Below are 22,616 nucleotides of genomic sequence, written 5' to 3'. Positions count from 1 at the left end.
CGCGTCTCGTGGCGCGTGATGAGTGCTGCCTGATGCGTGAGGAGTGCTGCCTGGTGCGTGCTGCCTGACGTCTGGCGCTCGCGCTTTGACGTTCGAGGTCGATGCCTGACGCCCTGGGGGTGACCTCCGGGGCGCGGTGTCCCAAGCCCGTTGGTTGAAAACGGGAGTTGGGCACGCGACAAGGGAACGCGAGAGGGTCCTCCGAGCGTCTTATGAGGTGAGCGCGCCGTGTCGCCGGGCGCGCGTCGCCGGTCCGGGGCGTTGTCAGTGGTGGGGCGTACTGTTCTGGGCAGTGGGGAACGGCTGCCGGGCTGGGCCGGGCGATTCGGCCGTGCCCCGCCGGGGGACGGGGAGCGAGCACATGCGGGGGAGCCCATGAGTACGACCGACGCCGGTTGCGCGGTGATCACCCTGGCCGAGTCCGACCTGGACCCGTGGGTGACGCACGCGTCCACGCGGCACTGGCTGACCGGACCCGGACTGCCCGCCGACAGCGGCGTGCTGAGCTTCGCCGAGCTGAGCCGCGACGGCCTGCGCACGGTGGCCGACTCGACCGCCGACCCGGACGACTGCCTCCCGGCCGAGCTGCGCGAGCAGTTGGTCATCGGCGGCTTGCTGGGCCCGGGCGGCCTGGAGACGGAGTCGGTCCTGCTGGACGGCGCGACGGGCGAGGTCTCGACGGCCTACGTGCTGCACGACCGTCCCGACCTGATGGACCGCCGCCCCCTGGCCCCCTCGCTGCGGACGCTGGTCCGCTTCGCCGAGGCCACGGACGAACTGGCAGGACTGCGCGGCCAGTTCGCGTCGTACGCGGGCCGGTACGGCCCCAAGGCGGTGGCGGAGGCCTCCCAGCACCTGCTGGCGGTGTTCCGCGACGGGGCGGACGGCGAACCGGCCCCGTTCTGGAAGATGGCGGCGCTGATCCGCCCGCTGTCCCTGGTGGCGGGCCGCGGCGGCGCGTCCGGCCTCTCCCTGGACCTCCCGCACCGCCTCCTGGACCAGGAGTTCGGCCCCGGCAAGGTGGCGCGCTTCGAGGACGTCGACTTCCCGGCGACCCTCACGCACGAACCGACCCGCCGTTTCCTGCGCGAGGTCGGCCTGCCGGAGGACGCCCATGTCTTCTCCCTGGACACCGACGTCCCCCTGGCGACGCTCGCCGAGTACTACGCCGACACCGACACCCCGGCGGAACTGCCGGGCGGCGCCCACCGCCTGATCCGCCTCGGCCACCTCGTCGAGGACAACAGCCTGGTCGTCGACGGCGCGACGGGCGCCGTCCTCAACTGGAGCGAACCCGAGGCGACCCTGTACCCGCTCAACACGGACGTGTCGACCCTCGCCTTCACCCTCTGGCTCCTGCACCGCGAGCGCGCGATAGACGCCCGGTCGTCCCACGAGCTGACCACCGACACCTACGACCAGCTGGCCATGACGATGCTCCAGGTGCTCTCGACGGTGGACCCCACCGGCGTCACCCCGGACAGAACCGTCCGCCACTACTGGACGGACGCCTTCCAGGACGAGGCCGGCGGGGTGCTCTGACGGGCTGCCGTCAGACGGATCCGACCGACCCGACCGACCCGACCGACCCGGCGGATCCTGCGGCCCTGCGGCGGCGCACGGCGAACACCAGACCGCCACCGATCACCGCGGCGGCCGCCGCGGCACCGGCGAGGAGCGGAGTGCCGTCGGAGCCGGTCGTGGCGAGGCTGCCCCCGGTGGTGCCGCCGTTCGAGGTGCCGGTGGAGCCACCGGCCGTGGTGCCCGCCGAGTCCGACGCGGGGGCGGAGGGGGAGGCCGTGGCGCCCGTGCCGCCGACGGCCTGGCCCTCGGGGTCGTTGCCGTCGCCGCCGTTGCCGGAACCACCGTCGGTGCCGTCCGAGGGGCTCGGCTCGGGCTCGTAGTCGCTCGGCACGTCGATGCCGACCGAGGACATGTTGTTGGCGCGGTTCCTGTCGTACGCGGGGGTGATGTCGTAGACGGACGACGCCTTGATCTCGCCCTCGGTGTCCTGCGTGGACTTCTTGATCTTCAGGGTGAAGGTGTACAGCAGGGACTGGCCGACGTCGAGGGTCCCGTCCTGCGGCCAGCACACGTACTTCGGCTTGCCGGTGGTGCCCTGCGGCGCGCTCGGCCCGTCGACGCCGAACGGCGCGCAGTCCTTCGGCACCTTCACGGCGACGGTGCCCGGCGGGATCTGCACCAGCAGGCCGGGGAGGTCGTCGCTCTCCTGGTTCTGCACCCAGCCCGGGCCGTCGTTGCGCAGGGTCGCCGTGACCGACTGCTCCCCGCCGGCCAGCGCCTCCATCTCCTCACCGACGGCGACGAGATCGGCGGTGCTGTCCGCGGTCAGGGTGAGCCGCCGGTAGCTGTCGTCGAAGCCCTCGCCCGGGGCGTCACCGGTGGCGCCGGTGCCGTACTCGACGGCCTCCATCAGGGCGTTGTCCCGAGCCTTGAACCGCACGGGGGCCGTGACCGAGGCGCCGGGCTCGATGACGGTGTCGAGCTCACAGACCGCCTGCCGGACCTGGTCCTTGACGGTCGAGTAGGTACAGCCCTTCACCTGCTCGGGGAAGTCCAGCCCGCGCGTCAGACGCACCCGGAAGGTGACGCCGTCCACAGCGGCCGTGCCCTTGTTGGTGAGGGTGACGGACTTGTCGTAGAGGTCCCCGGGCTGGGGAGCCGCGGACGGCAGGGCCGACACGACCAACTGGGGCGCACCCTCATCGGCGTGCGCCAGGGGCGCGGCGACGGCGGGACCGGCGACGGCGAGCACGACGGCGGCCAGAACGGCCGCCGAGGGGCGGAGGTGCACGGGGTTCTCCTCGTCGAAACAGGGGGTGGACGGACCGGAGCATCAGCCACCGGTCATGTCCTGGACACCTGAGAGGCACGCGGGGTTGTGCGGGACGTCCCGCGGGCGGGCCGACGAACCCCGCCAGGACCACGACGAGCCGCGACATCGGCCGTATTGCCCCGCTGCGCCCTGAACGCGCCCTTCCCCGCTCCCCGACCCCCGCACATGCTCGGACTATGGGGGACACAGACGCATCGAGCATCATCCCGTTACCCGACCCCGACGGACACCGGCAGCGCCCACCGGACGCGCCGCGCCCCTGGGAGAAGACGGACCGCGCCCAGGCGGCACTGGAAGGCGCCACCGGCCCGGAGCCACCCGCCCCACCCGAGTGCCCCGACTGCGGCCTGGTCGGCGAACGGCACGTCACCTACTACGGCACGCATGTCCTCCTCGAACCGGACACGTGGGCCCCCGCGCACATGGTGCCGGTCTGGCACCGCTGGTACGTGGACTCCAACGGCACGGCGTGGAACAGCCGCGAGGACGAGCCCGAACCCGGTGCCGTGTGCCGCGTCCCGCACCGGATCGCCTGCCCCGGTCTGAGCCCCGGGGAGGCGGGCCTCTGGCGCTGGCTGGACGCCCTGCGCGAGGACAACGCGACCAGGGCCCGGCAGAAGTCCGACGAAAACCCGGCCCCGACAGCCCTCCCCGACGCCGGCTGAGCTGAACTGGAGGCCGTGGCGGGATTCGAACCCGCGTAACTCGCTTTGCAGGTTGGTCCGGGCTGCTCAGGGCCTGATTCGGATGTGTCCGCGGGTGTTCAACGCCGTACCGACACTGCGATCGCTGGGACTGGTTGAACGGATGCGGACGTTGGCGCACGGGGACGAACGAGACGGAAACTGAGACGGCTAAGAGAACGACGACGCACCAGCCCCACACGACACCGGTCGCCAAGTTTCGTTCGCTACCTTGTTATGAGTGCCAGGACTATGGGGGGTTACATGGCAAGCGGGGAGTACAAAGCAAAGTCGGAGACATCGTGGACAGTCAGGCGGTCGTCTAAGGTGGCTACGCCGGAGCAGCGGACGCCTACGACTCCCGCGCCGGAGCAGCGGACGCCTACGACTCCCGCGCCGGAGCAGCGGACGCCTACGACTCCCGCGCCGGAGCAGCGGATGCCTACGACTCCCGCGCCGGAGCAACAGACGACGGACGTCGAAGCTCAGACGGCCTCACAGCCCATCGCAGAGCCTGCTCTCGACACAGATGCGTTGTCCATGGCGGCTGAGCTCTCACGCGTCGCTGCACCGGATAACTACATGCTGTTCTTCCTCGGCGAGATCACTAACAGTCAGTTGGCGATCAACAGTGGCACAGTGACTCAGACCATGATGAAAGGACTGTCCGAGTCGCATCAGGCGAGCACGGCCCAACCGCCTCGACAACCGGAGGGTGATTCTCGGTCAGGGGGAAGTCCCTTGCCCAGCGAGCCGGTATGGAGGACCCTGCCGTCGGACATGGTGAGGGAACCAAATGAGGAGCTCATCAGTGCCGAAGCACTCTGCCGCAAGGAGCTGCTACTCGCGCTCGGCGATCTGCTGTCCCGGCTCGATCAGTTGGGATTGGACACCGATGCTCAGCAGGCTATCCGTCAGGCAGTAGCAGAGCTTCAGTTTGAGCTGAATCAGACTCCAATCAATATGGCACGGGTCCACTCGGCCATTACGCAGATCCGCGCTCGCATGGGATGGGAGCCACGAAAGCCCGGGCACTCGCCGGGACTCGGGTCGGGAGCTGGGGTATGACGGGTACGGGCGGCCCTCAGTTCCACGGGTCCATACACGGAAGTCAGATTGCGATCGGCAATCAGGATGTGTCACAGCTGCAATATGTGACAGCTGACGGCGGCCTGAGCGACCGTCTTGCCAGGTCGGTGAACTCGGTCTTGGAAGCACTGGAGAGCCTCAAGCTTGATGCTGAAGGGGAGGCAGCAGTACGTCAGGACGCCGAAGCTGCTTTGGAGGAGGCAACGCAGCCTGAGCCGGATGTGGGGCGGTTACGTCGGCTACTCGGGCGGATCCAAGTTGTGCTGGCTCCAATAGCAGCAGGTGCCGCTACGGGTGCCGCCAGCGGGACGGCCGAACTGGCACACACCGTCCTCGCCGATCTCCAACAAGCATTGCCCTGAGACGCGGAACAGGCAAGGTTGGCCATGTGACGGGCCCTACTGTCGTCTGTGGCGGAAGGGCCACACACTGTTTGCAGGTTTGTCGGCGCTGCTCAGGGCGCTACTCGGGTGCGTCCGGCGCTGTCCATCTCCGTACGGCGACGGAGGAAACCAGGGCTGAGTGGCGGGCTCGTGAGGAGCAGCAGAGGTACACACTCGGACGTGCGCACAGCGACCTGATTGATGCTGTGAGCGAGTCATTGCAGGGCAATGATGCCGTCCCACGCCCCAACTGAGACGGACGAGCAAGAGGGCGGCACCCTCGGAAGGTGCCGCCCTTTTGTTTTGCCTGGTCAGACAGGTAGAGGCCGTGGCGGGATTCGAACCCGCGTAACTCGCTTTGCAGGCGAGCCCCTGAACCGCTCGGGCACACGGCCTTGACCGAAATCGACACGCACTGCCGTGGAGGGGTGCGGACCCGCGTGACTCCCCGCGAGCGGAGCGCGCTGATGGACGCAGCGCAGGCGAGCCCCTGAACCACTCGGGCACACGGCCTTGTTCGGACTGGATGTCGAACTCGGTGAGTTGACCGTACGAGGCCCTCGGAGGGCTCTTCAAGGGCATCCGGTGGGGTGCAACGCGACTGCCATACGCCGTTCATGAAAGGTGGTGGGGGCGGGGAGGGCGTACGACCAAGGTCTGAGAGCGGGACCGTCTCCCGACAGGGGTCAAAGGGGTGCGTGGACCTTACGCTGGCGGGCATGCCTGACTCCGAGCCGCGTGACGTCGATGTCGTGACCGCTGTCGTCCCCTCTCCTCCCGCCGGGGGAGACGAGGGTGTGCTGGGGCCGGGCTATCGGGCCTTGAGCGTCGGGATCGTCTCCGTCGTGCTGCTCATCGCCTTCGAGGCGACCGCCGTGGGGACGGCGATGCCCGTCGCCGCCCGGGAGCTGGACGGGGTCTCGCTGTACGCGTTCGCGTTCTCCGGGTACTTCACGACCAGCCTGTTCGGGATGGTGCTCGCCGGGCAGTGGTCCGACCGGCACGGGCCCCTCGGGGCGTTGACGACGGGCATCGCCTCCTTCGGCACCGGGCTGCTGCTGTCCGGGACCGCCGGGTCGATGTGGGTGTTCATCCTGGGCCGGGCCGTGCAGGGGTTCGGCGGCGGGCTGGTGATCGTCGCGCTGTACGTCGTCGTCGGGCGCGCCTATCCGGAGCGGTTGCGGCCCGCCATCATGGCCGCGTTCGCCGCGAGCTGGGTGCTTCCGTCGATCGTCGGTCCGCTCGCCGCCGGCACCGTGACCGAGCAGGTCGGGTGGCGGTGGGTCTTCGTCGGGATACCCGTACTCGTCGTCTTCCCGCTCGCGCTCGCGCTGCCGCAGATTCGGCGCAGGGCCTCCGGACCGGCGGGGCACACCGCCGTCGGGTCCACCGCGCCGCCGGGTCCCGACCGGCCCGCCCCCGCGACGGCCCCGCCCGGCTCCTTCGACCGTCGGCGTATCCGGCTCGCCCTGGCCATCTCCCTCGGCGCCGGTCTCCTCCAGTACGCCGCGCAGGACTTGCGTCCCTTCTCTCTCCTGCCGGGTGCGCTCGGCGTCGCCCTGCTCGTGCCGGCCGTGCTCGGGCTGCTGCCGCGCGGCACCTACCGGGCCGCTCGCGGGCTGCCGTCCGTCGTGCTGTTGCGCGGCGTCGCCGCCGGGTCGTTCATCGCCGCCGAGTCCTTCGTGCCGCTGATGCTGGTCACCCAGCGCGGGCTCAGTCCGACCCTGGCCGGGTTCTCGCTCGCCGCGGGCGGTGGGACGTGGGCGCTGGGGTCCTGGGTCCAGTCGAGGTCGCGGCTCGAGCCGTACCGGGCGCGGTTGACGACCGTCGGCATGCTCCTGGTCGCCGCGGCCATCGCCACGGCACCGAGTGTCCTCGTCGACTCCGTGCCCGTCTGGACCGTCGCCGTCGCCTGGGCCTTCGGCTGTTTCGGCATGGGTCTCGTGATCTCCTCCACGAGCGTGCTGCTGCTCAAGCTGTCCGCTCCCGAGGAGGCCGGCACCAACTCCGCCGCCCTCCAGATCTCCGACGGCCTCTCCAACGTCGTCCTCCTGTCCGCCGGGGGCGCCGCCTTCGCCGCGCTGGGCGGCGGCACGGTGGCGCACCCGACCACCGCCCACACCTCCGGCTCCCACCCGGCCGCCTTCACCGCGGTGTTCCTGCCGATGGCGGCGGTGGCGCTGGCCGGAGCCTGGGTCTCCACGCGGCTGCGCGAGCGACGGGCGTGAAGCGGTCCCGCCCACCGTCCCCGGCGGCGGCTGCGACAACCCGTGAGCACGGTCGCCGCCCACCGTCCCCGGCGGCGGCTGCGTCGGCCGTGAGAACGGCGGTCCGCCGATGCCCGCCCGCGCGAGCGACGACCGTAAACCGGTCGCCCGTCGTCTCCGGCCGGTCGTAGCCTCTGCCCATGTCCGAGATCCTTCTGCCCCTCGACCCCGCCCTGCGCACCGCCCTCGACGACCTCGCCGACGCGCGTGGGTGCGCGCCCGAGGACGTGGTGCTGGATGCCGTGCGCGGACACCTGCGGCAGGAGACCGGACGCGTGCGGGCCGTCGCGGACGGGCTCGCGCGGCACCACGCCGACCTGTTGCGGAGGCTCGGCGAATGACCAGGGACACCTGGTACCTGACCGTCGGCGAGGTCACCGCCATCGCCGAGACCGCCTTCGGCGGGCGGCCGCCCGAGGCGCGTGCTCCGGGGCTGCTCGCCTCCGCCGTGCACCGCCCGCGTGCCCGGATGTTCGGGACGGCCGCCTACGACGACCTGTACGAGCAGGCCGCCGCCCTGCTGCACGCCATCGCCGCCAACCACCCCCTCGTGGACGGCAACAAGCGCACCGCCTGGCTGGCCACCGCCACCTTCCTCGCCCTCAACGGCGTCGACCTGGCCGGAGTGGACCAGGATGTGGCGTACACGCTGGTCGTCGACGTGGCGTCCGGGGCGGAGGCGGACGTCGGCAGGATCGCGGGGCGGCTGAGGGAGCTGTGACGTCGGTCCCACCCCCGGGTGCCCCGGCCCGGTCCGCGCGTTGACGGGCCCGGGGCGCCGGTAGGGTGGCCCGGTTGTCATACGTAGCCGAGCCGTCAGGCTCCCTCGAACGAGCCGCCCGACCCCCAACGGAGACCGTGACTACCACCGCCGGCACCAGCTCTGCCTCGCACCACCTGTCCCCGGCGTTCCCCGGCCGTGCCCCCTGGGGCACCGCCAGCAAGCTGCGCGCCTGGCAGCAGGGAGCGATGGACAAGTACATCCAGGAGCAGCCGCGGGACTTCCTCGCGGTCGCCACCCCCGGCGCCGGCAAGACGACCTTCGCGCTGACGCTGGCCTCCTGGCTGCTGCACCACCACGTCGTCCAGCAGGTGACCGTGGTCGCCCCGACCGAGCACCTGAAGAAGCAGTGGGCGGAGGCCGCGGCCCGCATAGGGATCAAGCTCGACCCGGAGTACAGCGCCGGCCCGCTCGGCCGGGAGTACCACGGCGTCGCCGTGACGTACGCCGGTGTCGGCGTGCGGCCCATGCTGCACCGGAACCGGGTCGAGCAGCGCAAGACGCTCGTCATCCTCGACGAGATCCACCACGCCGGTGACAGCAAGTCCTGGGGCGAGGCCTGCCTGGAGGCGTTCGAGCCGGCCACGCGGCGGCTCGCCCTGACCGGTACGCCGTTCCGGTCCGACACCAACCCCATCCCCTTCGTGACGTACGAGGAGGGCAACGACGGCATCCGGCGGTCGGCGGCCGACTACACCTACGGCTACGGCAACGCCCTCGCCGACAACGTCGTCCGGCCGGTCATCTTCCTCTCCTACAGCGGCAACATGCGCTGGCGCACCAAGGCCGGTGACGAGATCGCCGCCCGGCTCGGCGAGCCCATGACCAAGGACGCCATCAGCCAGGCCTGGCGGACCGCGCTGGATCCGCGCGGTGAGTGGATGCCGTCCGTGCTGCGCGCCGCCGACCAGCGGCTGACGGAAGTGCGGAAGGCCATCCCGGACGCGGGCGCCCTCGTCATCGCCTCCGACCAGGACTCGGCGCGCGCCTACGCCAAGCTGATCCGGGACATCACCGGCAGCAAGGCCACCCTCGTGCTGTCGGACGACTCCGGCGCCTCCGAGCGGATCGACGAGTTCAGCGCGAACGACGACCGCTGGATGGTCGCGGTGCGGATGGTGTCCGAGGGCGTCGACGTGCCGCGGCTGGCCGTCGGCGTGTACGCCACCACCATCTCGACGCCCCTGTTCTTCGCCCAGGCCGTCGGGCGTTTCGTGCGGTCCCGGCGGCGCGGCGAGACCGCGTCCGTGTTCCTGCCGACCGTGCCCGACCTGCTGGGCTTCGCCAACGAGATGGAGCGCGAGCGCGACCACGTCCTCGACAAGCCCAAGAAGGAGGGCGAGGAGGACCCGTACGCCGAGTCCGAGAAGGAGATGGACGAGGCGAACCGGGAGCAGGACGAGGACACCGGTGAGCAGGACATGCTGCCCTTCGAGGCGCTGGAGTCCGACGCCGTCTTCGACCGGGTCATGTACAACGGCGCCGAGTTCGGCATGCAGGCCCATCCCGGCTCCGAGGAGGAGCAGGACTACCTCGGCATCCCGGGGCTGCTGGAGCCCGACCAGGTGCAGCTGCTGCTGCAGAAGCGGCAGGCCAAGCAGATCGCGCACAGCCGGAAGAAGCCGGACGCGGAGGCCGACCTGCTGGAGGTGCCGGCGGAACGGCGGCCCGTGGTCTCCCACAAGGAGATGATGGAGCTGCGACGGCAGCTCAACACCATGGTCGGCGCGTACGTGCACCAGAGCGGCAAGCCGCACGGGGTCATCCACACCGAGCTGCGGCGCGTGTGCGGGGGGCCTCCGGCGGCCGAGGCGACGGCCGGGCAGTTGCGGCAGCGGATCACCAAGGTCCAGGAGTGGGCCACGCGCATGAAGTGACGGGGCGGGACGGAGCAAACAACCTGGGGGGCGTGCATACCGCCGCAATTCCAGCAGTACGCCCTGTCCCGTGCCCGGATTCTGGACGGAGACTTCCGCTCAGCGAACCTGCTTCGCTACTGTCCGGCTACGCACACGCCCCGTGGCAGCGCCGCCGCGGAGCGCAGCCGTGAAGCGACGCGGTCCGGACAGGCCGGGCCGCCGACCGATCGGCGGCCTCTGAAGCGCGTGACCGACGGGACTCGGTGACGCATCCGCCGACCGGGGAGCCGCCGACCTCACCACTAAGGAGTGGGCGTCGTGACCGCGGAGACCTCCCAGACGCTCGACCGGGGACTGCGGGTCCTCAAGCTGCTCGCCGACACGGACCACGGGCTGACCGTGACCGAACTCTCCCTCCGGCTGGGCGTGAACCGGACCGTCGTGTACCGGTTGCTCGCCACGCTGGAACAGCACGCCCTCATACGCCGTGACCTCGGCGGACGTGCCCGGGTCGGGCTCGGCGTGCTGCGGCTGGGGCGTCAGGTCCATCCGCTGGTGCGGGAGGCCGCGATGCCGGCGCTGCGGTCACTGGCCGAGGACATCGGCGCGACGGCGCACCTGACCCTGGTGGACGGGGCGGACGCGCTGGCCGTGGCCGTCGTGGAGCCGACCTGGACGGACTACCACGTCGCCTACCGCGCCGGCTTCCGGCACCCGCTGGACCGGGGCGCCGCAGGCAAGGCGATACTCGCGGCCCGGCAGCACCCGATGGCCGAACCCGGCTACATGCTGACCCACGGCGAGCTGGAGGCGGGCGCCTGGGGGGCTGCGGCGCCGCTGCTGGGCGTGACGGGCGTCGAGGGCAGCGTGGGCGTGGTGATGCTGGCGGAGGCGGTACCGGAACGGGTGGGCCCCCGCGTCATGGACGCGGCCCGTGAGGTCGCAGAGGCCCTCCGCTGATCCACGCGCCCCGCGACGTCCTCGCACCCCGGCAGCCTGCCCCGACGGCCGGCGGCCTCCCCGTCCTCACCCCTGATGCCCTGGTCCCGGTGGTGCCGCGCCTCCGCGTTAGATTGATCCCGTGTTCTCTCGCCTCACGCGCCCCCAGGCCATCGCCGTCTGCGCCCTGCCCGTCGTGGCCCTGTTCGCGACGGCGGTGTTCGCACCGCTGCCGTTCTCGGTGGCGCAGCCGGGCCTGACGGCGAACGTGCTCGGCGAGAACAAGGGCACGGAGGTGATCACCATCTCCGGTGCGCCGGTCCGGGACACCACGGGTGAGCTGCGGATGACCACCATCGAGGCGACCTCCCCGGACACCCGGGTCTCGCTCCCCGACGTCATCGACAGCTGGTTCCGCACCGACCAGGCGGTCATGCCGCGCGACTCCGTCTACCCGAGCGGGGACAGCGTCAAGGAGATCGAGCGGCACAACGAGCAGCAGATGAAGGAGTCCCAGGACGCGGCGACGCAGGCCGCGCTGGGCTACCTCGGCCTCGACGACAAGGACGTCGAGGTCAGCCTGAAGCTCGCGGACGTGGGCGGGCCCAGTGCCGGGCTGCTCTTCTCCCTCGGCATCGTCGACAAGCTCGACGGCGACGGCACGGGCGGGGATCTGACCGGCGGCCGGGTGATCGCCGGTACGGGCACGATCGACGCGGCCGGGCGGGTCGGTGCGGTCGGGGGCGTCGCCCTCAAGACGCAGGCCGCGAAGCGGGACGGGGCGACGGTGTTCCTGGTCCCCAAGGCGGAGTGCGGGGACGCCCGCGCCGAGCTCCCGAAGGGGCTGCGGCTGATTCCGGTGACCACCCTGAAGAGCACGGTGAGTTCACTGGTGGCCCTGGAGACGGGGAAGGGCTCCGTCCCCAGCTGCTAGTGGGCGGCGACCGGCCCCGGCCCGGTGGCGAGCTTCAGCCCGACCTCGATCAGGGTCCAGCCCAGCCGTGTACGGAGTGCGGGGCGGTGCGCCGGACGGGGTTCGGTCTCGGCACGGAGCTCGGCGGCGCGGGCGTGGTGCAGGGTGAGGTGGATGTCCGGGTGCATGGGTCATGGCCTTTCACTGCGTCGTCTGGCTGGGAAAGACGTGCGTGTGGACGCGTACCGTCTCGGCACCCGGAGTGTCCTCGGGCAGGGGGCGGTAGCTCTGGACGAGGTCGTGCATCTTGCCGACCAGCTCACGGGCGAGTTCCGGAGTGAGCCGCAGCGTGAAGTCGCTGAGGTCAGTGGCGCCGTCCCATTCCTCGCCCCACTCACTCGTGTTGCCGAGCCACGTCGAGATCTCCTGGGTGTGCACGTTGGCGATCTCGTACCGGAACAGGGCGACGGCTCCCCGCACGGCCGGATCCGGGTCCTGGATCAGGGTCTCGTCGATCTGGACGCCCCGGTCCACCGCCTTCCACCAGCGCTCTCGTCCCTTGCCCAGCTCAGGGGCGTCGGTGACGAAACCGTGCGCGGCGAGTTGCCGTAGGTGGTAGCTGGTCGCGCCGCTGGACTCGCCGAGTTTCTCGGCCAGCCGGGACGCGGTTGCGGGCCCGCCGCGGCGCAGTGCGACCAGAATCTGCATCCGCAGGGGATGGGCCAGCCCGCGCAGGGAGCGGGCGTCGAGCAGACGGGGAGCCGGTTCGTCGGGCATACATGCAAAGGTAGCCTTGCAAAGCTCTCTTTGCAACGGTCTCTTTGTAACTCACCCCTCCTTGACGAACCCCTCCTCCACCATCCAGTCCAGCGCCACCTGATGCGGGTCCTCCCCGTCCACATCCACCTTCGCGTTCAGCGTCTGCGCCACGGAGTTGTCCAGCTTCGCCGTCACCGGGTTCAGGACCTCGGCGATCGCGGGCCACTCCTTCAGGGACTTGGCGTTGATCATCGGCGCGGCGTTGTAGTTGGGGAAGAACTTCTTGTCGTCGTCCATCACCACCAGGTGCATCGACTTGATGCGCCCGTCGGTGGTGAACACCTCCCCGTACGTGCAGTTGCCCTTCGCGGTCTGCGTGTAGATGATCCCGGTGTCCATCTGCGTGATGTTCCGCGCCGGCACGTTCATGCCGTAGGCCTTCTGCATGCCCGGCAGCCCGTCCGCCCGGTTCGCGAACTCGACCTCCACGCACAGCTTCACGGCCCCCGGGTCGGACTTCGCCAGCTTCGCCACGTCCGACATGGTCTTCGTGCCGTACTTCTTCGCGTTCTGCTGGTTCATCGCCAGCGCGTACGTGTTGTCGAGCTTCGACGGCGGCAGCCAGACCAGCCCGTTGCCCGCGTCCTCCTTCTTCACCGCCTCCCACTGCTCCTGCGGGTCGGTGATCGGCTTGCTGTGCCCGAGGTAGGTGATCCAGGCCGTGCCCGTGTACTCGTACCCGGCGTCCGCGTCGCCCTTGCGGACCGCCTCGCGGCTGCCGATGGACCCCTGGATACCGGTCCGGTCGATCACGTCCGCGCCGGCCGCCTCGAACGCGATGCCCATGATCGAGCCGAGGATCAGCTGCTCGGTGAACGACTTCGACGTCACCGTCAGATGCGCCCCCTTCAACGGCTCGCCCCGGCCGATCGACCCCGGCTTCACATCGTCCGTCAGGGGAGAGCCGCTGGTCAGACCACAGCCGGCCGCTGCCAGCAGCAGGCCCGCGGCCGCCAGGGACGTACGCCCCCTCATGGCTGCAACCCCCGCGGCCGCAGCAGCAGTTCGACGATCGACGCCAGCCAGTCCACCAGCAGCGCCAGCACCACCGTGAGGACCGACCCCAGCACCAGCACCGGCATCCGCTGGTTGGTGATCCCGGTCGTGATCAGCACACCGAGGCCGCCGCCCCCGCCGAAGACCGCCAGGGTCGCCGTACCGACGTTGAGGACGAGGGCCGTGCGCACGCCCGCGAGGATCAGGGGGACCGCGAGCGGGAGTTCCACCCTTCTCAGCACACCCGACGGAGACATGCCGATGCCGCGGGCGGCCTCCAGCAGGGTCGGGTCGTTCGCCTTCAGGCCCGTGATCGTGTTGGAGAGCACCGGCAGGATCGCGTAGATGATCATGCCGATCAGGGCGGCCCTGCGGCCGATGCCCAGCCAGATCACCAGGAGGGCGAGCAGACCGATCGCCGGGGTCGCCTGGCCGGTGTTGGCCAGCGCCATCGCCACCGGCGTGGCCCGGCTCATCACCCCGCGGGTCAGCAGGATGCCCAGCGGGATCGCGATGATCAGCACGAAGAACGTGGAGATCGCGGTCAACTGGATGTGCTGCCACAGCGCCTTGGTGACCTGGCCGCCCGACAGGGCGTTGCGGGTGAGCGCGTCCAGGTCGGCCTGCGCGAACCAGAGCCAGGTGACGAGCAGTACGACGATCAGCGCCACCGGCAGGAACGTCAGCTTCTGCCAGGTGAGACGGGCGGGTGGGCGCGCCCGTGCGGGCTCCTCCTCAGCGGGCTCGGAGGTCTCCTCGACCTCCGTGGCCGTCACCGTTCTCCTCCCGCGCCGTTCACGCCCGCCGGGCCCGAGGCCCCCTCCTGCTCCGCGTGCGTCTGCGAGGCCCGCAGCGACTCCAGCTCGTGCTGGTGCTCCATCGCGTCGAGCCGGTCGGCCTCCAGCAACTCGTGCACGGAGTTGATGAGCGTCTCCATGTCGACGACGCCCGTGTACTCGCCGCGCCGCCCGGTCACCACCACCCGCCCCGCGTTGTCGGTGAGCACCGCCTCCAGCGCGTCCCGCAGGGTGGCGTCCATGCTGACCGTGGCCTGCACCAGGGTCCCGGCGCGGGCCAATGAGCCCCGGGCCCGCATCAGTTCGCCGCGCCGCAGCCACTTGTAGGGGCGGCGGCGCCGGTCGAGCAGCAAAATCTCGTCGCGCGCGCTGGTCCGCAGCAGGTTGAAGATCTGCTGCAGCGGGTCGTCGACCGTCACGGTCGGCCAGTCGGTGATCTCCACGTCCCGTACGCGGGTCAGGTTCAGCCGCTTCAGCGCAGCACCGGCGCCCACGAACCCGGACACGAAGTCGTCCGCCGGGTTGGTGAGGATCGCCTCGGGGGTGTCGAACTGCGCGATGTGCGACCGTTCGCGCAGCACGGCGATCCGGTCGCCGATCTTGATCGCCTCGTCGAAGTCGTGGGTGACGAACACGATCGTCTTGTGCAGCTCGTACTGCAACCGGATCAGCTCGTCCTGGAGGTGGTCCCGGGTCACGGGATCCACCGCCCCGAACGGCTCGTCCATCAGCAGCACCGGGGGATCGGCGGCCAGGGCCCGGGCCACCCCCACGCGCTGCTGCTGCCCGCCGGACAGCTGACGCGGGTAGCGGCCGTGGAACTCCCCGGGGTCCAGGCCCACGAGGTCGAGCAGCTCCTCGGTCCGCTCTTTGATCCGTGCCTTCGGCCAGCCGATCATCTTCGGGACGATCCCGATGTTCTGCGCGACCGTCATGTGCGGGAAGAGCCCGGCGGACTGGATGGCGTACCCCACCTTGCGGCGCAGCTTGACCGGGTCCATGTGCGTGACGTCCTCGCCGCCGATACGGATGCGGCCGCTGGTCGGCTCGATCAGGCGGTTGATCATCTTGAGCGTGGTCGACTTCCCGCAGCCCGAGGGGCCGACGAGGACGACGACCTCGCCCGCCTTGATCTCCATGCTCACGTTGTCCACGGCCGGCTGCGGACTCCCGGGGTAGCGCTTGGTCAGGCTCTCCAGCTCGATCGAGGCGCCGTGGTCACCGGTCTCAGGCACGGATCCCCCTGGGAATGGTCAGCCGTCCGATCAGGACGTACGCGGCGTCGAACAGCAGCGCCAGGATGATGATGCCGAGCGTGCCCGCGAGGACCTGGTTGAGCGCGTTGGCGCTGCCCAGCGACGCCAGGCCGCGGAAGATGACGTTGCCCAGCCCCGGGCCGGAGGCGTACGCCGCGATGGCCGCGATGCCCATCAGCATCTGGGTGGAGACGCGGATCCCGGTCAGGATGGGCGGCCAGGCCAGCGGCAGCTCGATCCGCAGCAGCCGGGCCGGCCGGGACATCCCGATGCCCGTGGCCGCGTCCACCAGGGCGGGATCGACGCCGCGCAGCCCGACGATGGCGTTGCGCACCACCGGCAGCAGCCCGTACAGCGTCAGCGCGATCACCGTGGGCGGCACGCCGAGGCCCACGAGGGGGATGAGCAGACCGATCAGGGCGAGCGCCGGCACGGTCAGGATGGTGGCGGTGGTCGTGGTCGCGAGGTTCCCGGCCCACTCGCTGCGGTAGGTGACCACACCGATCAGCACCCCGAGCGCGGTCGCCACGACCATGCACTGGAAGACCACGCTCGCGTGCTGATAGGCGTCCGTGAGCAGCTGCTGGTGCCGGTTGACCAGGTACTCCCAGAAGTTCACACGCGCTCACCCCTACACGTCAGGTCTCCTCCGCGGCCTGCTCCACGAGCGGGATGATCCGCAGCGGAACGGGGTTCTCCATGACGATCGCCGTGGAGGCCCGGACGATGCCATCAAAACCGACGACCCGGTCGATCACACGCTGGAGATCGGCGTTGGAGCGGGCCACGAGACGGCACAGCATGTCCCCGGTGCCGGTGGTCGTGTGCAGCTCCAGCACCTCCGGCACGGTCGCCAAGTGGGCGCGTACGTCGGGCCCTTGCCCCTGCCGGATCTGCAGCGTGGCGAACGCCGTGACCGGGTAGCCGAGCGCCGCCGGATCCACCTGCGGACCGAATCCGCGGATGACTCCGTTCGACTGAAGCCGGTCCAGCCGCGCCTGCGCGGTGCCCCGGGCCACCCCCAGCCGCCGGGACATCTCCAGCACCCCGATCCGCGGCTCCCGGGCCAGCAGCAGAATGATCCGGCCGTCCAGACGATCGATCGCCACAGCTGCCTCCCGGCATGGTCATCCTGTACAGAAAGACTGCGGATACGGCCGTATCGCTGAACAGATTGCCCAGCGGGAACACAAACTATTGCGCACCTTGCCGGGCAGGGAGACCCTGCGGCTATGACGCAGACCACAGACCACACTCCCGACACCGCCCGGCAGGCCGACCCCTTCCCGGTCAAGGGAATGGACGCGGTCGTCTTCGCCGTGGGCAACGCCAAGCAGGCCGCGCACTACTACTCCACCGCCTTCGGCATGAAGCTGGTCGCCTACTCCGGACCGGAGAACGGCAGCCGCGAGACCGCCGCGTACGTCCTGGAGAACGGCTCCGCCCGCTTCGTCCTCACCTCGGTCATCAAGCCCACCACCGACTGGGGCCACTTCCTCGCGCGGCACGTGGCCGAGCACGGCGACGGTGTGGTCGACCTCGCCATCGAGGTCCCGGACGCGCGCGCCGCGTACGCCTACGCCCTGGAGCACGGCGCGCGCTCGGTCGCCGAGCCGTACGAGCTGAAGGACGAGCACGGCACGGTCGTCCTGGCCGCCATCGCCACCTACGGCGAGACCCGCCACACCCTGGTCGAGCGCTCCGGCTACGACGGCCCCTACCTGCCCGGCTACGTCGCCGCCGCGCCGATCGTGGAGCCGCCCGCGCAGCGCACCTTCCAGGCGATCGACCACTGCGTCGGCAACGTCGAACTCGGCCGTATGAACGAATGGGTCGGCTTCTACAACAAGGTGATGGGCTTCACGAACATGAAGGAGTTCGTGGGCGACGACATCGCCACCGAGTACAGCGCCCTGATGTCGAAGGTCGTCGCCGACGGCACGCTCAAGGTCAAGTTCCCGATCAACGAGCCGGCCGTCGCCAAGAAGAAGTCCCAGATCGACGAGTACCTGGAGTTCTACGGCGGCGCGGGCGTGCAGCACATCGCGCTCAACACGAACGACATCGTGCAGACGGTCCGCACCATGCGCGCGGCCGGTGTCGAGTTCCTCAACACGCCCGACTCCTACTACGACACGCTGGGGGAGTGGGTCGGCGAGACGCGCGTGCCGATCGACACCCTGCGCGAACTGAAGATCCTCGCCGACCGCGACGAGGACGGCTACCTGCTGCAGATCTTCACCAAGCCGGTCCAGGACCGTCCGACCGTCTTCTTCGAGATCATCGAACGCCACGGCTCGATGGGCTTCGGCAAGGGCAACTTCAAGGCCCTGTTCGAGGCGATCGAGCGCGAGCAGGACCGCCGCGGCAACCTGTAGCCGCCGCGCCCCCGGGCCGTGCGGGTGTCACGGGGCACCCGCACGACCCGCCCTCGCGCCGTGCCGCGACTCGCCCTCGCGCCGTGCCGCGACTCGCCCTCGCGCCGTGCCGCGACTCGCCCTCGCGCCGTGCCGCGACTCGCCCTCGCGCCGTGCCGCGACTCGCCCTCGCGCCGTGCCGCGACCCGCACCCGTGTCGTGCCGCGCCTTCGCCGTGCCGGGCGACCCGCACCCGCGGGCGCGGGCGGCCCGGCTGCGGCGGGGTGCGAGGGCGGTCCCGGCGGTGTGCCGGCCGGGACCGGCTATCCCGCTGCGCCGTCCATCTCCGGCACCCCTTCGTCCGGCGGTTCGCCCAGTGCCTCCAGTGCCGCCCGGGCCGCGGGCGCCCCCAGCGGGGAGAAGTGCGGGTTGATCCGCAGGGCCTCCGTGAGGTGGCGGCGGGCCGCGCCGTCGCGCCCCAGCTCCCGCTCGATCATGCCCCGGTGGTACATCGCCACCGCGTCCTGCATCCCGCCCCCGCGCACGGGATCCGTCGCCACCAGCGCGAACCGCAGTGCCTGACGGGACCGCCCGGCCCGGTGCAGCGCCCACCCCAGCGCGTCGGCGACCTCCGTCGTGGGCCGGCGCCCCCACTCCGCCCGCAACCGCCGTACCGCCGCCCCCGGATCACCGTGGTCGGCCTCGAACCGCCCCAGCAGCAGCTCCTCGTCGGCCCCGCCCGCGGCAGCGACCCGCACCCGCTCGCGCAGCAGGCCGTACCGCGCCCGGGCCGCGTCCGGCCGGCCCAGCGACTCGTACAACTCGCCCAGCTCCAGGGCGTACCGCGGACACGGCTGCCGGGCGAGGGCCGCCCGGTAGACGCCCAGGGCCTGCTCCGGCCGGCCGAGGGCGGCCAGGGCACGCCCCTGCCCGGCCCGCGCGGCCGACTGGTCGGCGTCGAGACGGACCGCCTCCCGGAAGTGCCGCAGCGCGATGCCGGGTTCCCCCCGTTCGAACGCCAGCCGACCCGCCTGCTCCAGATAGGCGGCCCGCTCGGCGGGAGCCCGCGCACCCGCCACCGCGTCCGTCAGCGAGGCCGCCGCGTCCTCCCGCCAGCCCCGGTCCCGGTAGACGGCCGCCGCCCGCGCCAGCACGGCCGGACCCGAGCGTAACCGGGTCAGCCGGTCCAGCGCCCGCTTGGCCGCCTTCTGGTCACCGAGCCCGGTGTACGCCTCGATGAGCAGCGGATACGTCGTCCACCGCCGCGGCTCCAGCTCCAGCGCCGCCTCACCCCACCGGCGCGCGGCGGGAAAGTCCCGGCGGGCGAGCGACAGCGCGGCGAGACCCGCCAGGGCCCGGGTGTTGCGCCGCGGCCGCACCTTCAGCGACGTCCGCAGCGCCTTCTCGGCCCGCGGGTAGTACGCCGGGTCCGCGAGGCGCCGCCCCCGCTCCGTATAGGCCGTCCCGAGCACCGCCCAGGACGCCGCGTCCCCCGGACGCTCGCGCACGGCCCGCGCCCGCTCGTCGATCAGCTCCGCCAGGTCCGGCAGCGCGGCCGGCACCCCGCTGTCGAGCGCCGCCCCGGCCGGCGCCCCCGGAGACGGCGCGGCGGGCCCGGCCGGCCGCTCCCACGGCACCAGCACCAGCACCCCGCCCAGCACGGCACACCCCACGACAGCGGCGATCAGCACCGGCCGCGAGCGCACACGGCGCGTCCGGCCGCTCTCCGGCCCCACCGGGCCCTCCAGCTGGTTCTCCATGGCGCTCACTGTGCGTCAGCACGCCGACCCCACCCGGGCAGCCGAAGGGTGCCGCCGACGGGGTTCACACCGATGGCCCCGGGTGCGAACCTGTGATCATGAGCCGTATCGAAGCGCCCCGCTCCGAGGACACCACGGCGACCGGGGAACTCGTGAACCTGCTGCTCGGCGGCCTGCCCGCCGAAGCGGTCCTCACCGACCCGGACGTCACGGCCTCCTACGCCAACGACATGGCGAGCTTCTGCCCGGCCGGCACCCCGGCCGTCGTCGTGCTGCCCCGCACGGCCGAACAGGTCCAGCACGTGATGCGCACCGCCACCGCCCTGCGCGTCCCCGTCGTCCCGCAGGGCGCCCGCACCGGACTGTCCGGCGCCGCCAACGCCTCCGACGGCTGCATCGTGCTCTCCCTGACGAAGATGGACCGGATCCTGGAGATCAACCCGGTCGACCGCGTCGCCGTCGTCGAACCGGGCGTGATCAACGCCGCTCTGTCCCGGGCCGTCGGCGAGCACGGCCTGTACTACCCTCCGGATCCCTCCAGCTGGGAGATGTGCACCATCGGCGGCAACATCGGCACGGCCTCCGGCGGCCTGTGCTGCGTGAAGTACGGCGTCACCGCCGAGTACGTCCTCGGACTGGACGTGGTGCTCGCCGACGGGCGGCTCATGTCCACCGGCCGCCGCACCGCCAAGGGTGTCGCCGGCTACGACCTGACCCGGCTGTTCGTCGGCTCCGAGGGCTCGCTCGGCATCGTCGTACGGGCCGTCCTCGCGCTGCGCCCCAAGCCGCCCGAGCAGCTGGTGCTGGCCGCCGAGTTCGCCTCCGCCGCCGCGGCCTGCGACGCCGTCTGCCGCATCATGGAGGGCGGCCACGTCCCGTCACTCCTCGAACTCATGGACCGTACGACGGTCAAGGCCGTCAACGCGATGGCGCAGATGGGCCTCCCCGAGAGCACCGAGGCCCTGCTGCTGGCCGCGTTCGACACCACCGCCCCGGCCGCCGACCTCGCCGCCGTCGGCGCCCTGTGCGAAGCGGCCGGCGCCACCCAGGTCGTGCCCGCCGACGACGTGGCCGAGTCCGAACTGCTGCTCCAGGCGCGGCGGTTGTCGCTCACCGCGCTGGAGGCGGTCAAGGGCGTGACGATGATCGACGATGTGTGCGTGCCGCGCTCCCGGCTCGGCGACATGCTCGAAGGGGTCGACCGGATCGCCGAGAAGTACCGGCTCACCATCGGCGTCGTCGCCCACGCGGGCGACGGCAACACCCACCCGACGGTCTGCTTCGACCCGGCGGACCCCGACGAGTCCCGGCGCGCCCGCGACTCCTTCGACGAGATCATGGCCCTCGGCCTGGAACTCGGCGGCACCATCACCGGTGAACACGGCGTGGGCGTCCTGAAGAAGGAGTGGCTGGCGCGCGAGATCGGCCCCGTGGGCATGGAGATGCAACGGGCCGTCAAGCAGGCCTTCGACCCGCTGAACATCCTGAACCCGGGCAAGCTCTTCTGAGGCCCCCGCGCTCACTGGGCGAGCAACTGGGCCAGCTCGTCGTCCAGCCCGAGCTGCTCGCTCTCCGTCCCCGGCGGCACCACCCGCAGCGTGCGCTCCAGCCAGGCCGACACCGCCGCCGCCGGAGCCTCCAGGAGGGCGTCCCCGTCGGGTGAACTCAGCGCCATCAGCACCACGCCGCGCCCCTGCGTCTTCGTCGGCCACACCCGCACGTCCCCCTGCCCGCAGGGCCGGAACACGCCTTCCACCAGGAGGTCCCGGGCGAACGTCCAGTACACCGGGTTGCGGGTGTCGATGTGGAAGGTGACATGGACGGCGTAGGGGTCGTCGCTGAGGTACCCGAGCCGGGCGGGCACCGGGACCCTGCGCTCGGGCGACAGGATGAGCTCCAGCTCCAGTTCCCGCTCCACGACGGTGTGCATGGCGGTCTTCCCTTCTCCTGACGGCTGCCTGTTGCGGGCCGGTCAGGAGGAGAGAGCGGGCCCGGGCCGTGGCATTACGCGCCTTCCCGGAAGTTTTTTCCCCTGCTGATCCTCGCGGCGGCGCGGTGCGTAGCACATCGGTGCTCGAAAGGGGCGGGTCCGGTGGGAGCGGCGGTGGGGCCCCCGCTCGTCTGATAGATGTGGAGGCCCCCATTTGGCCCCCGAGCAGATACGGGACGACGGACATGAGCGCCCCAACCCCGGCCCCCGGTGACGACAGGCCCCGCGAAGGGTATTACCCGGACCCTTCCATTCCTGGATATGTCCGGTACTGGAACGGTGCTTCCTGGGTGCCGGGCACCAGCCGTCCGGCGCCCGGCGAGGGCGAGTCGCTCGCGCCACCGCCCGGAGCGGGTGCGGCGCAGCCCGCCTCGGTCGAGGAGACCGGGCCGCACTTCTTCGACGAGGATCCGGTGGAGGAGCCGTCCGGGTCACCGTCCGCCGCCGACGCCCAGCACGGCAGCCGCCCCGAACCGGCCTCCGCCTGGGGCGCCGACCGTTCCCGGCAGTCCGGCTTCGGCGGCGACCAGGACCGCCGTGTCTCGTGGGGCGCGCCGCAGGGCGCACAGGGTGCGGCCCCGCAGGGCGCTCACGGCGCCCAGGGCGCCGACCCGAGGCTGCCGCACGCCGACCGGCGGCCCGACGGGGAGTCAGCACGCGCCGACGGTACGGCGGACGCCGCTCCGGCCGACCGGGAGGCGAGCGCGGCGGCGGGGGGCAGCACGTTCGTGTTCCGCCGCCCGACGGGGAAGGCCGGGGCAGGGGCACCGGCCGACACGCCCGACGACGGCACGATGACGTTCCGCGCGGTGTCCCCACGCCCGGGCTCGGCCGGCGGTACGGCACCGGCCGGGGGACCGGGCGCGGGCG

General features: G+C 71.5%; 23 protein-coding genes and 1 tRNA gene. 13 read left to right on the top strand and 11 right to left on the bottom strand.

Features of this window, described 5'->3' with window-relative positions:
• The first annotated feature begins 375 nt into the window (after positions 1 to 375).
• Positions 376 to 1,542 carry an SUKH-4 family immunity protein gene (locus tag ACFV20_RS13130; RefSeq protein WP_385655697.1) on the top strand — a complete coding sequence of 389 codons (1,167 nt, stop codon included), beginning with the start codon at positions 376 to 378 and terminating at the stop codon, positions 1,540 to 1,542.
• 10 nt (positions 1,543 to 1,552) lie between these two features.
• Here the strand turns inward: ACFV20_RS13130 and ACFV20_RS13125 are convergent, their stop codons facing one another.
• Complete coding sequence (locus ACFV20_RS13125) at positions 1,553 to 2,815, bottom strand: LPXTG cell wall anchor domain-containing protein (protein WP_385655695.1); 1,263 nt, start codon at positions 2,813 to 2,815, stop codon at positions 1,553 to 1,555.
• Between the two features lie 218 nt (positions 2,816 to 3,033).
• Between ACFV20_RS13125 and ACFV20_RS13120 the strand changes: the two genes are divergently transcribed.
• The 3 genes from ACFV20_RS13120 (at position 3,034) to ACFV20_RS13110 (ending at position 4,991) form a co-directional block, all read left to right on the top strand.
• Positions 3,034 to 3,522, top strand: a complete 489-nt coding sequence (locus ACFV20_RS13120) for a DUF6083 domain-containing protein (RefSeq protein WP_385655693.1) — start codon at positions 3,034 to 3,036, stop codon at positions 3,520 to 3,522.
• Between the two features lie 558 nt (positions 3,523 to 4,080).
• Positions 4,081 to 4,608 carry a hypothetical protein gene (locus tag ACFV20_RS13115; RefSeq protein WP_385655691.1) on the top strand — a complete coding sequence of 176 codons (528 nt, stop codon included), beginning with the start codon at positions 4,081 to 4,083 and terminating at the stop codon, positions 4,606 to 4,608.
• Positions 4,605 to 4,991 carry a hypothetical protein gene (locus ACFV20_RS13110; RefSeq protein WP_385655689.1) on the top strand — a complete coding sequence of 129 codons (387 nt, stop codon included), beginning with the start codon at positions 4,605 to 4,607 and terminating at the stop codon, positions 4,989 to 4,991. Before ACFV20_RS13115 ends, ACFV20_RS13110 begins: the two co-directional genes overlap by 4 nt.
• 344 nt (positions 4,992 to 5,335) lie before the next feature.
• Here ACFV20_RS13110 and ACFV20_RS13105 read toward each other — a convergent pair.
• Positions 5,336 to 5,407, bottom strand: a tRNA-Cys gene (locus ACFV20_RS13105).
• Positions 5,408 to 5,731: 324 nt separating this feature from the next.
• Here ACFV20_RS13105 and ACFV20_RS13100 point away from each other — a divergent pair.
• The 6 genes from ACFV20_RS13100 to ACFV20_RS13075 all read left to right on the top strand — a co-directional run bounded on the left by ACFV20_RS13100 (position 5,732) and on the right by ACFV20_RS13075 (position 11,792).
• On the top strand, positions 5,732 to 7,240 hold the full coding sequence (locus tag ACFV20_RS13100; RefSeq protein ID WP_385655687.1) for an MFS transporter: 1,509 nt from the start codon (positions 5,732 to 5,734) through the stop codon (positions 7,238 to 7,240).
• Between the two features lie 179 nt (positions 7,241 to 7,419).
• Complete coding sequence (locus ACFV20_RS13095) at positions 7,420 to 7,620, top strand: hypothetical protein (protein ID WP_385655686.1); 201 nt, start codon at positions 7,420 to 7,422, stop codon at positions 7,618 to 7,620.
• On the top strand, positions 7,617 to 8,000 hold the full coding sequence (locus ACFV20_RS13090; protein WP_385655685.1) for a type II toxin-antitoxin system death-on-curing family toxin: 384 nt from the start codon (positions 7,617 to 7,619) through the stop codon (positions 7,998 to 8,000). The genes ACFV20_RS13095 and ACFV20_RS13090 overlap by 4 nt, the downstream gene beginning before the upstream one ends.
• Positions 8,001 to 8,137: 137 nt before the next feature.
• Positions 8,138 to 9,937, top strand: coding sequence for a DEAD/DEAH box helicase (locus ACFV20_RS13085; RefSeq protein ID WP_385655684.1), 1,800 nt, complete (start codon positions 8,138 to 8,140; stop codon positions 9,935 to 9,937).
• A 300-nt stretch (positions 9,938 to 10,237) separates the two neighbouring features.
• On the top strand, positions 10,238 to 10,879 hold the full coding sequence (locus ACFV20_RS13080) for an IclR family transcriptional regulator (RefSeq protein WP_385655682.1): 642 nt from the start codon (positions 10,238 to 10,240) through the stop codon (positions 10,877 to 10,879).
• Between the two features lie 121 nt (positions 10,880 to 11,000).
• Positions 11,001 to 11,792: a S16 family serine protease gene (locus ACFV20_RS13075; RefSeq protein WP_385655681.1), complete on the top strand. Its 792-nt coding sequence runs from the start codon at positions 11,001 to 11,003 to the stop codon at positions 11,790 to 11,792.
• Here ACFV20_RS13075 and ACFV20_RS13070 read toward each other — a convergent pair.
• Genes ACFV20_RS13070 through ACFV20_RS13040 form a run of 7 tightly spaced genes read right to left on the bottom strand, consistent with a single transcriptional unit; the run spans position 11,789 to position 16,748 of the window.
• Complete coding sequence (locus ACFV20_RS13070) at positions 11,789 to 11,959, bottom strand: hypothetical protein (RefSeq protein ID WP_385655679.1); 171 nt, start codon at positions 11,957 to 11,959, stop codon at positions 11,789 to 11,791. The two genes, ACFV20_RS13075 and ACFV20_RS13070, sit on opposite strands and share 4 nt — an antisense overlap.
• Positions 11,960 to 11,972: 13 nt before the next feature.
• The gene (locus ACFV20_RS13065; protein ID WP_385655677.1) at positions 11,973 to 12,548 is read right to left on the bottom strand and encodes an ArsR/SmtB family transcription factor; all 576 of its coding nucleotides are present in this window, start codon (positions 12,546 to 12,548) and stop codon (positions 11,973 to 11,975) included.
• A gap of 51 nt (positions 12,549 to 12,599) precedes the next feature.
• Positions 12,600 to 13,565, bottom strand: a complete 966-nt coding sequence (locus ACFV20_RS13060; protein ID WP_385655676.1) for a glycine betaine ABC transporter substrate-binding protein — start codon at positions 13,563 to 13,565, stop codon at positions 12,600 to 12,602.
• Positions 13,562 to 14,362 (bottom strand): ABC transporter permease, encoded by an 801-nt coding sequence (locus ACFV20_RS13055; RefSeq protein ID WP_385655674.1) that lies wholly within the window; start codon positions 14,360 to 14,362, stop codon positions 13,562 to 13,564. Before ACFV20_RS13055 ends, ACFV20_RS13060 begins: the two co-directional genes overlap by 4 nt.
• Positions 14,359 to 15,618: a betaine/proline/choline family ABC transporter ATP-binding protein gene (locus tag ACFV20_RS13050; protein ID WP_385655672.1), complete on the bottom strand. Its 1,260-nt coding sequence runs from the start codon at positions 15,616 to 15,618 to the stop codon at positions 14,359 to 14,361. The genes ACFV20_RS13055 and ACFV20_RS13050 overlap by 4 nt, the downstream gene beginning before the upstream one ends.
• On the bottom strand, positions 15,611 to 16,258 hold the full coding sequence (locus ACFV20_RS13045) for an ABC transporter permease (protein WP_234845622.1): 648 nt from the start codon (positions 16,256 to 16,258) through the stop codon (positions 15,611 to 15,613). Before ACFV20_RS13045 ends, ACFV20_RS13050 begins: the two co-directional genes overlap by 8 nt.
• Before the next feature lie 19 nt (positions 16,259 to 16,277).
• Positions 16,278 to 16,748 (bottom strand): Lrp/AsnC family transcriptional regulator, encoded by a 471-nt coding sequence (locus tag ACFV20_RS13040; RefSeq protein ID WP_385655670.1) that lies wholly within the window; start codon positions 16,746 to 16,748, stop codon positions 16,278 to 16,280.
• A gap of 123 nt (positions 16,749 to 16,871) precedes the next feature.
• On the opposite strand from ACFV20_RS13040, the gene hppD reads away from it, so the two are divergent.
• A complete protein-coding gene (gene hppD, locus ACFV20_RS13035; RefSeq protein ID WP_385655668.1) occupies positions 16,872 to 18,017 on the top strand; it encodes a 4-hydroxyphenylpyruvate dioxygenase in 1,146 nt (381 codons plus the stop codon).
• Between the two features lie 302 nt (positions 18,018 to 18,319).
• Here the strand turns inward: hppD and ACFV20_RS13030 are convergent, their stop codons facing one another.
• Entirely contained in the window at positions 18,320 to 19,756 is a 1,437-nt protein-coding gene (locus ACFV20_RS13030) for a tetratricopeptide repeat protein (protein WP_385655667.1), read from the bottom strand.
• 92 nt (positions 19,757 to 19,848) lie between these two features.
• On the opposite strand from ACFV20_RS13030, the gene ACFV20_RS13025 reads away from it, so the two are divergent.
• Complete coding sequence (locus ACFV20_RS13025; RefSeq protein ID WP_385655665.1) at positions 19,849 to 21,264, top strand: FAD-binding oxidoreductase; 1,416 nt, start codon at positions 19,849 to 19,851, stop codon at positions 21,262 to 21,264.
• A gap of 11 nt (positions 21,265 to 21,275) precedes the next feature.
• Here ACFV20_RS13025 and ACFV20_RS13020 read toward each other — a convergent pair whose 3' ends face one another.
• The gene (locus tag ACFV20_RS13020) at positions 21,276 to 21,686 is read right to left on the bottom strand and encodes an SsgA family sporulation/cell division regulator (protein WP_385655663.1); all 411 of its coding nucleotides are present in this window, start codon (positions 21,684 to 21,686) and stop codon (positions 21,276 to 21,278) included.
• 245 nt (positions 21,687 to 21,931) lie between these two features.
• Here ACFV20_RS13020 and ACFV20_RS13015 point away from each other — a divergent pair.
• Positions 21,932 to 22,616 (top strand): DUF2510 domain-containing protein (locus tag ACFV20_RS13015; RefSeq protein WP_385655661.1); only part of this gene is annotated, 685 nt, incomplete at its 3' end.

Source organism: Streptomyces sp. NPDC059696 (assembly GCF_042733745.1).
Taxonomy (GTDB): Bacteria; Actinomycetota; Actinomycetes; order Streptomycetales; family Streptomycetaceae; genus Streptomyces.
The sequence above is the reverse complement of the archived record's forward strand: the minus strand, read 5'-3'. Positions and strand labels throughout refer to the sequence as shown.

What these genes read in the sequence shown, in the direction of transcription:
- ACFV20_RS13130 (WP_385655697.1), top strand. Translation starts at nt 376, where the DNA reads ATGAGTACGACCGACGCCGGTTGCGCGGTGATCACCCTGGCCGAGTCC.
- ACFV20_RS13120 (WP_385655693.1), top strand. Translation starts at nt 3,034, where the DNA reads ATGGGGGACACAGACGCATCGAGCATCATCCCGTTACCCGACCCCGAC.
- ACFV20_RS13115 (WP_385655691.1), top strand. Translation starts at nt 4,081, where the DNA reads ATGGCGGCTGAGCTCTCACGCGTCGCTGCACCGGATAACTACATGCTG.
- ACFV20_RS13110 (WP_385655689.1), top strand. Translation starts at nt 4,605, where the DNA reads ATGACGGGTACGGGCGGCCCTCAGTTCCACGGGTCCATACACGGAAGT.
- ACFV20_RS13100 (WP_385655687.1), top strand. Translation starts at nt 5,732, where the DNA reads ATGCCTGACTCCGAGCCGCGTGACGTCGATGTCGTGACCGCTGTCGTC.
- ACFV20_RS13095 (WP_385655686.1), top strand. Translation starts at nt 7,420, where the DNA reads ATGTCCGAGATCCTTCTGCCCCTCGACCCCGCCCTGCGCACCGCCCTC.
- ACFV20_RS13090 (WP_385655685.1), top strand. Translation starts at nt 7,617, where the DNA reads ATGACCAGGGACACCTGGTACCTGACCGTCGGCGAGGTCACCGCCATC.
- ACFV20_RS13070 (WP_385655679.1), bottom strand. Translation starts at nt 11,959, where the DNA reads ATGCACCCGGACATCCACCTCACCCTGCACCACGCCCGCGCCGCCGAG.
- ACFV20_RS13065 (WP_385655677.1), bottom strand. Translation starts at nt 12,548, where the DNA reads ATGCCCGACGAACCGGCTCCCCGTCTGCTCGACGCCCGCTCCCTGCGC.
- ACFV20_RS13060 (WP_385655676.1), bottom strand. Translation starts at nt 13,565, where the DNA reads ATGAGGGGGCGTACGTCCCTGGCGGCCGCGGGCCTGCTGCTGGCAGCG.
- hppD (WP_385655668.1), top strand. Translation starts at nt 16,872, where the DNA reads ATGACGCAGACCACAGACCACACTCCCGACACCGCCCGGCAGGCCGAC.
- ACFV20_RS13030 (WP_385655667.1), bottom strand. Translation starts at nt 19,756, where the DNA reads ATGGAGAACCAGCTGGAGGGCCCGGTGGGGCCGGAGAGCGGCCGGACG.
- ACFV20_RS13020 (WP_385655663.1), bottom strand. Translation starts at nt 21,686, where the DNA reads ATGCACACCGTCGTGGAGCGGGAACTGGAGCTGGAGCTCATCCTGTCG.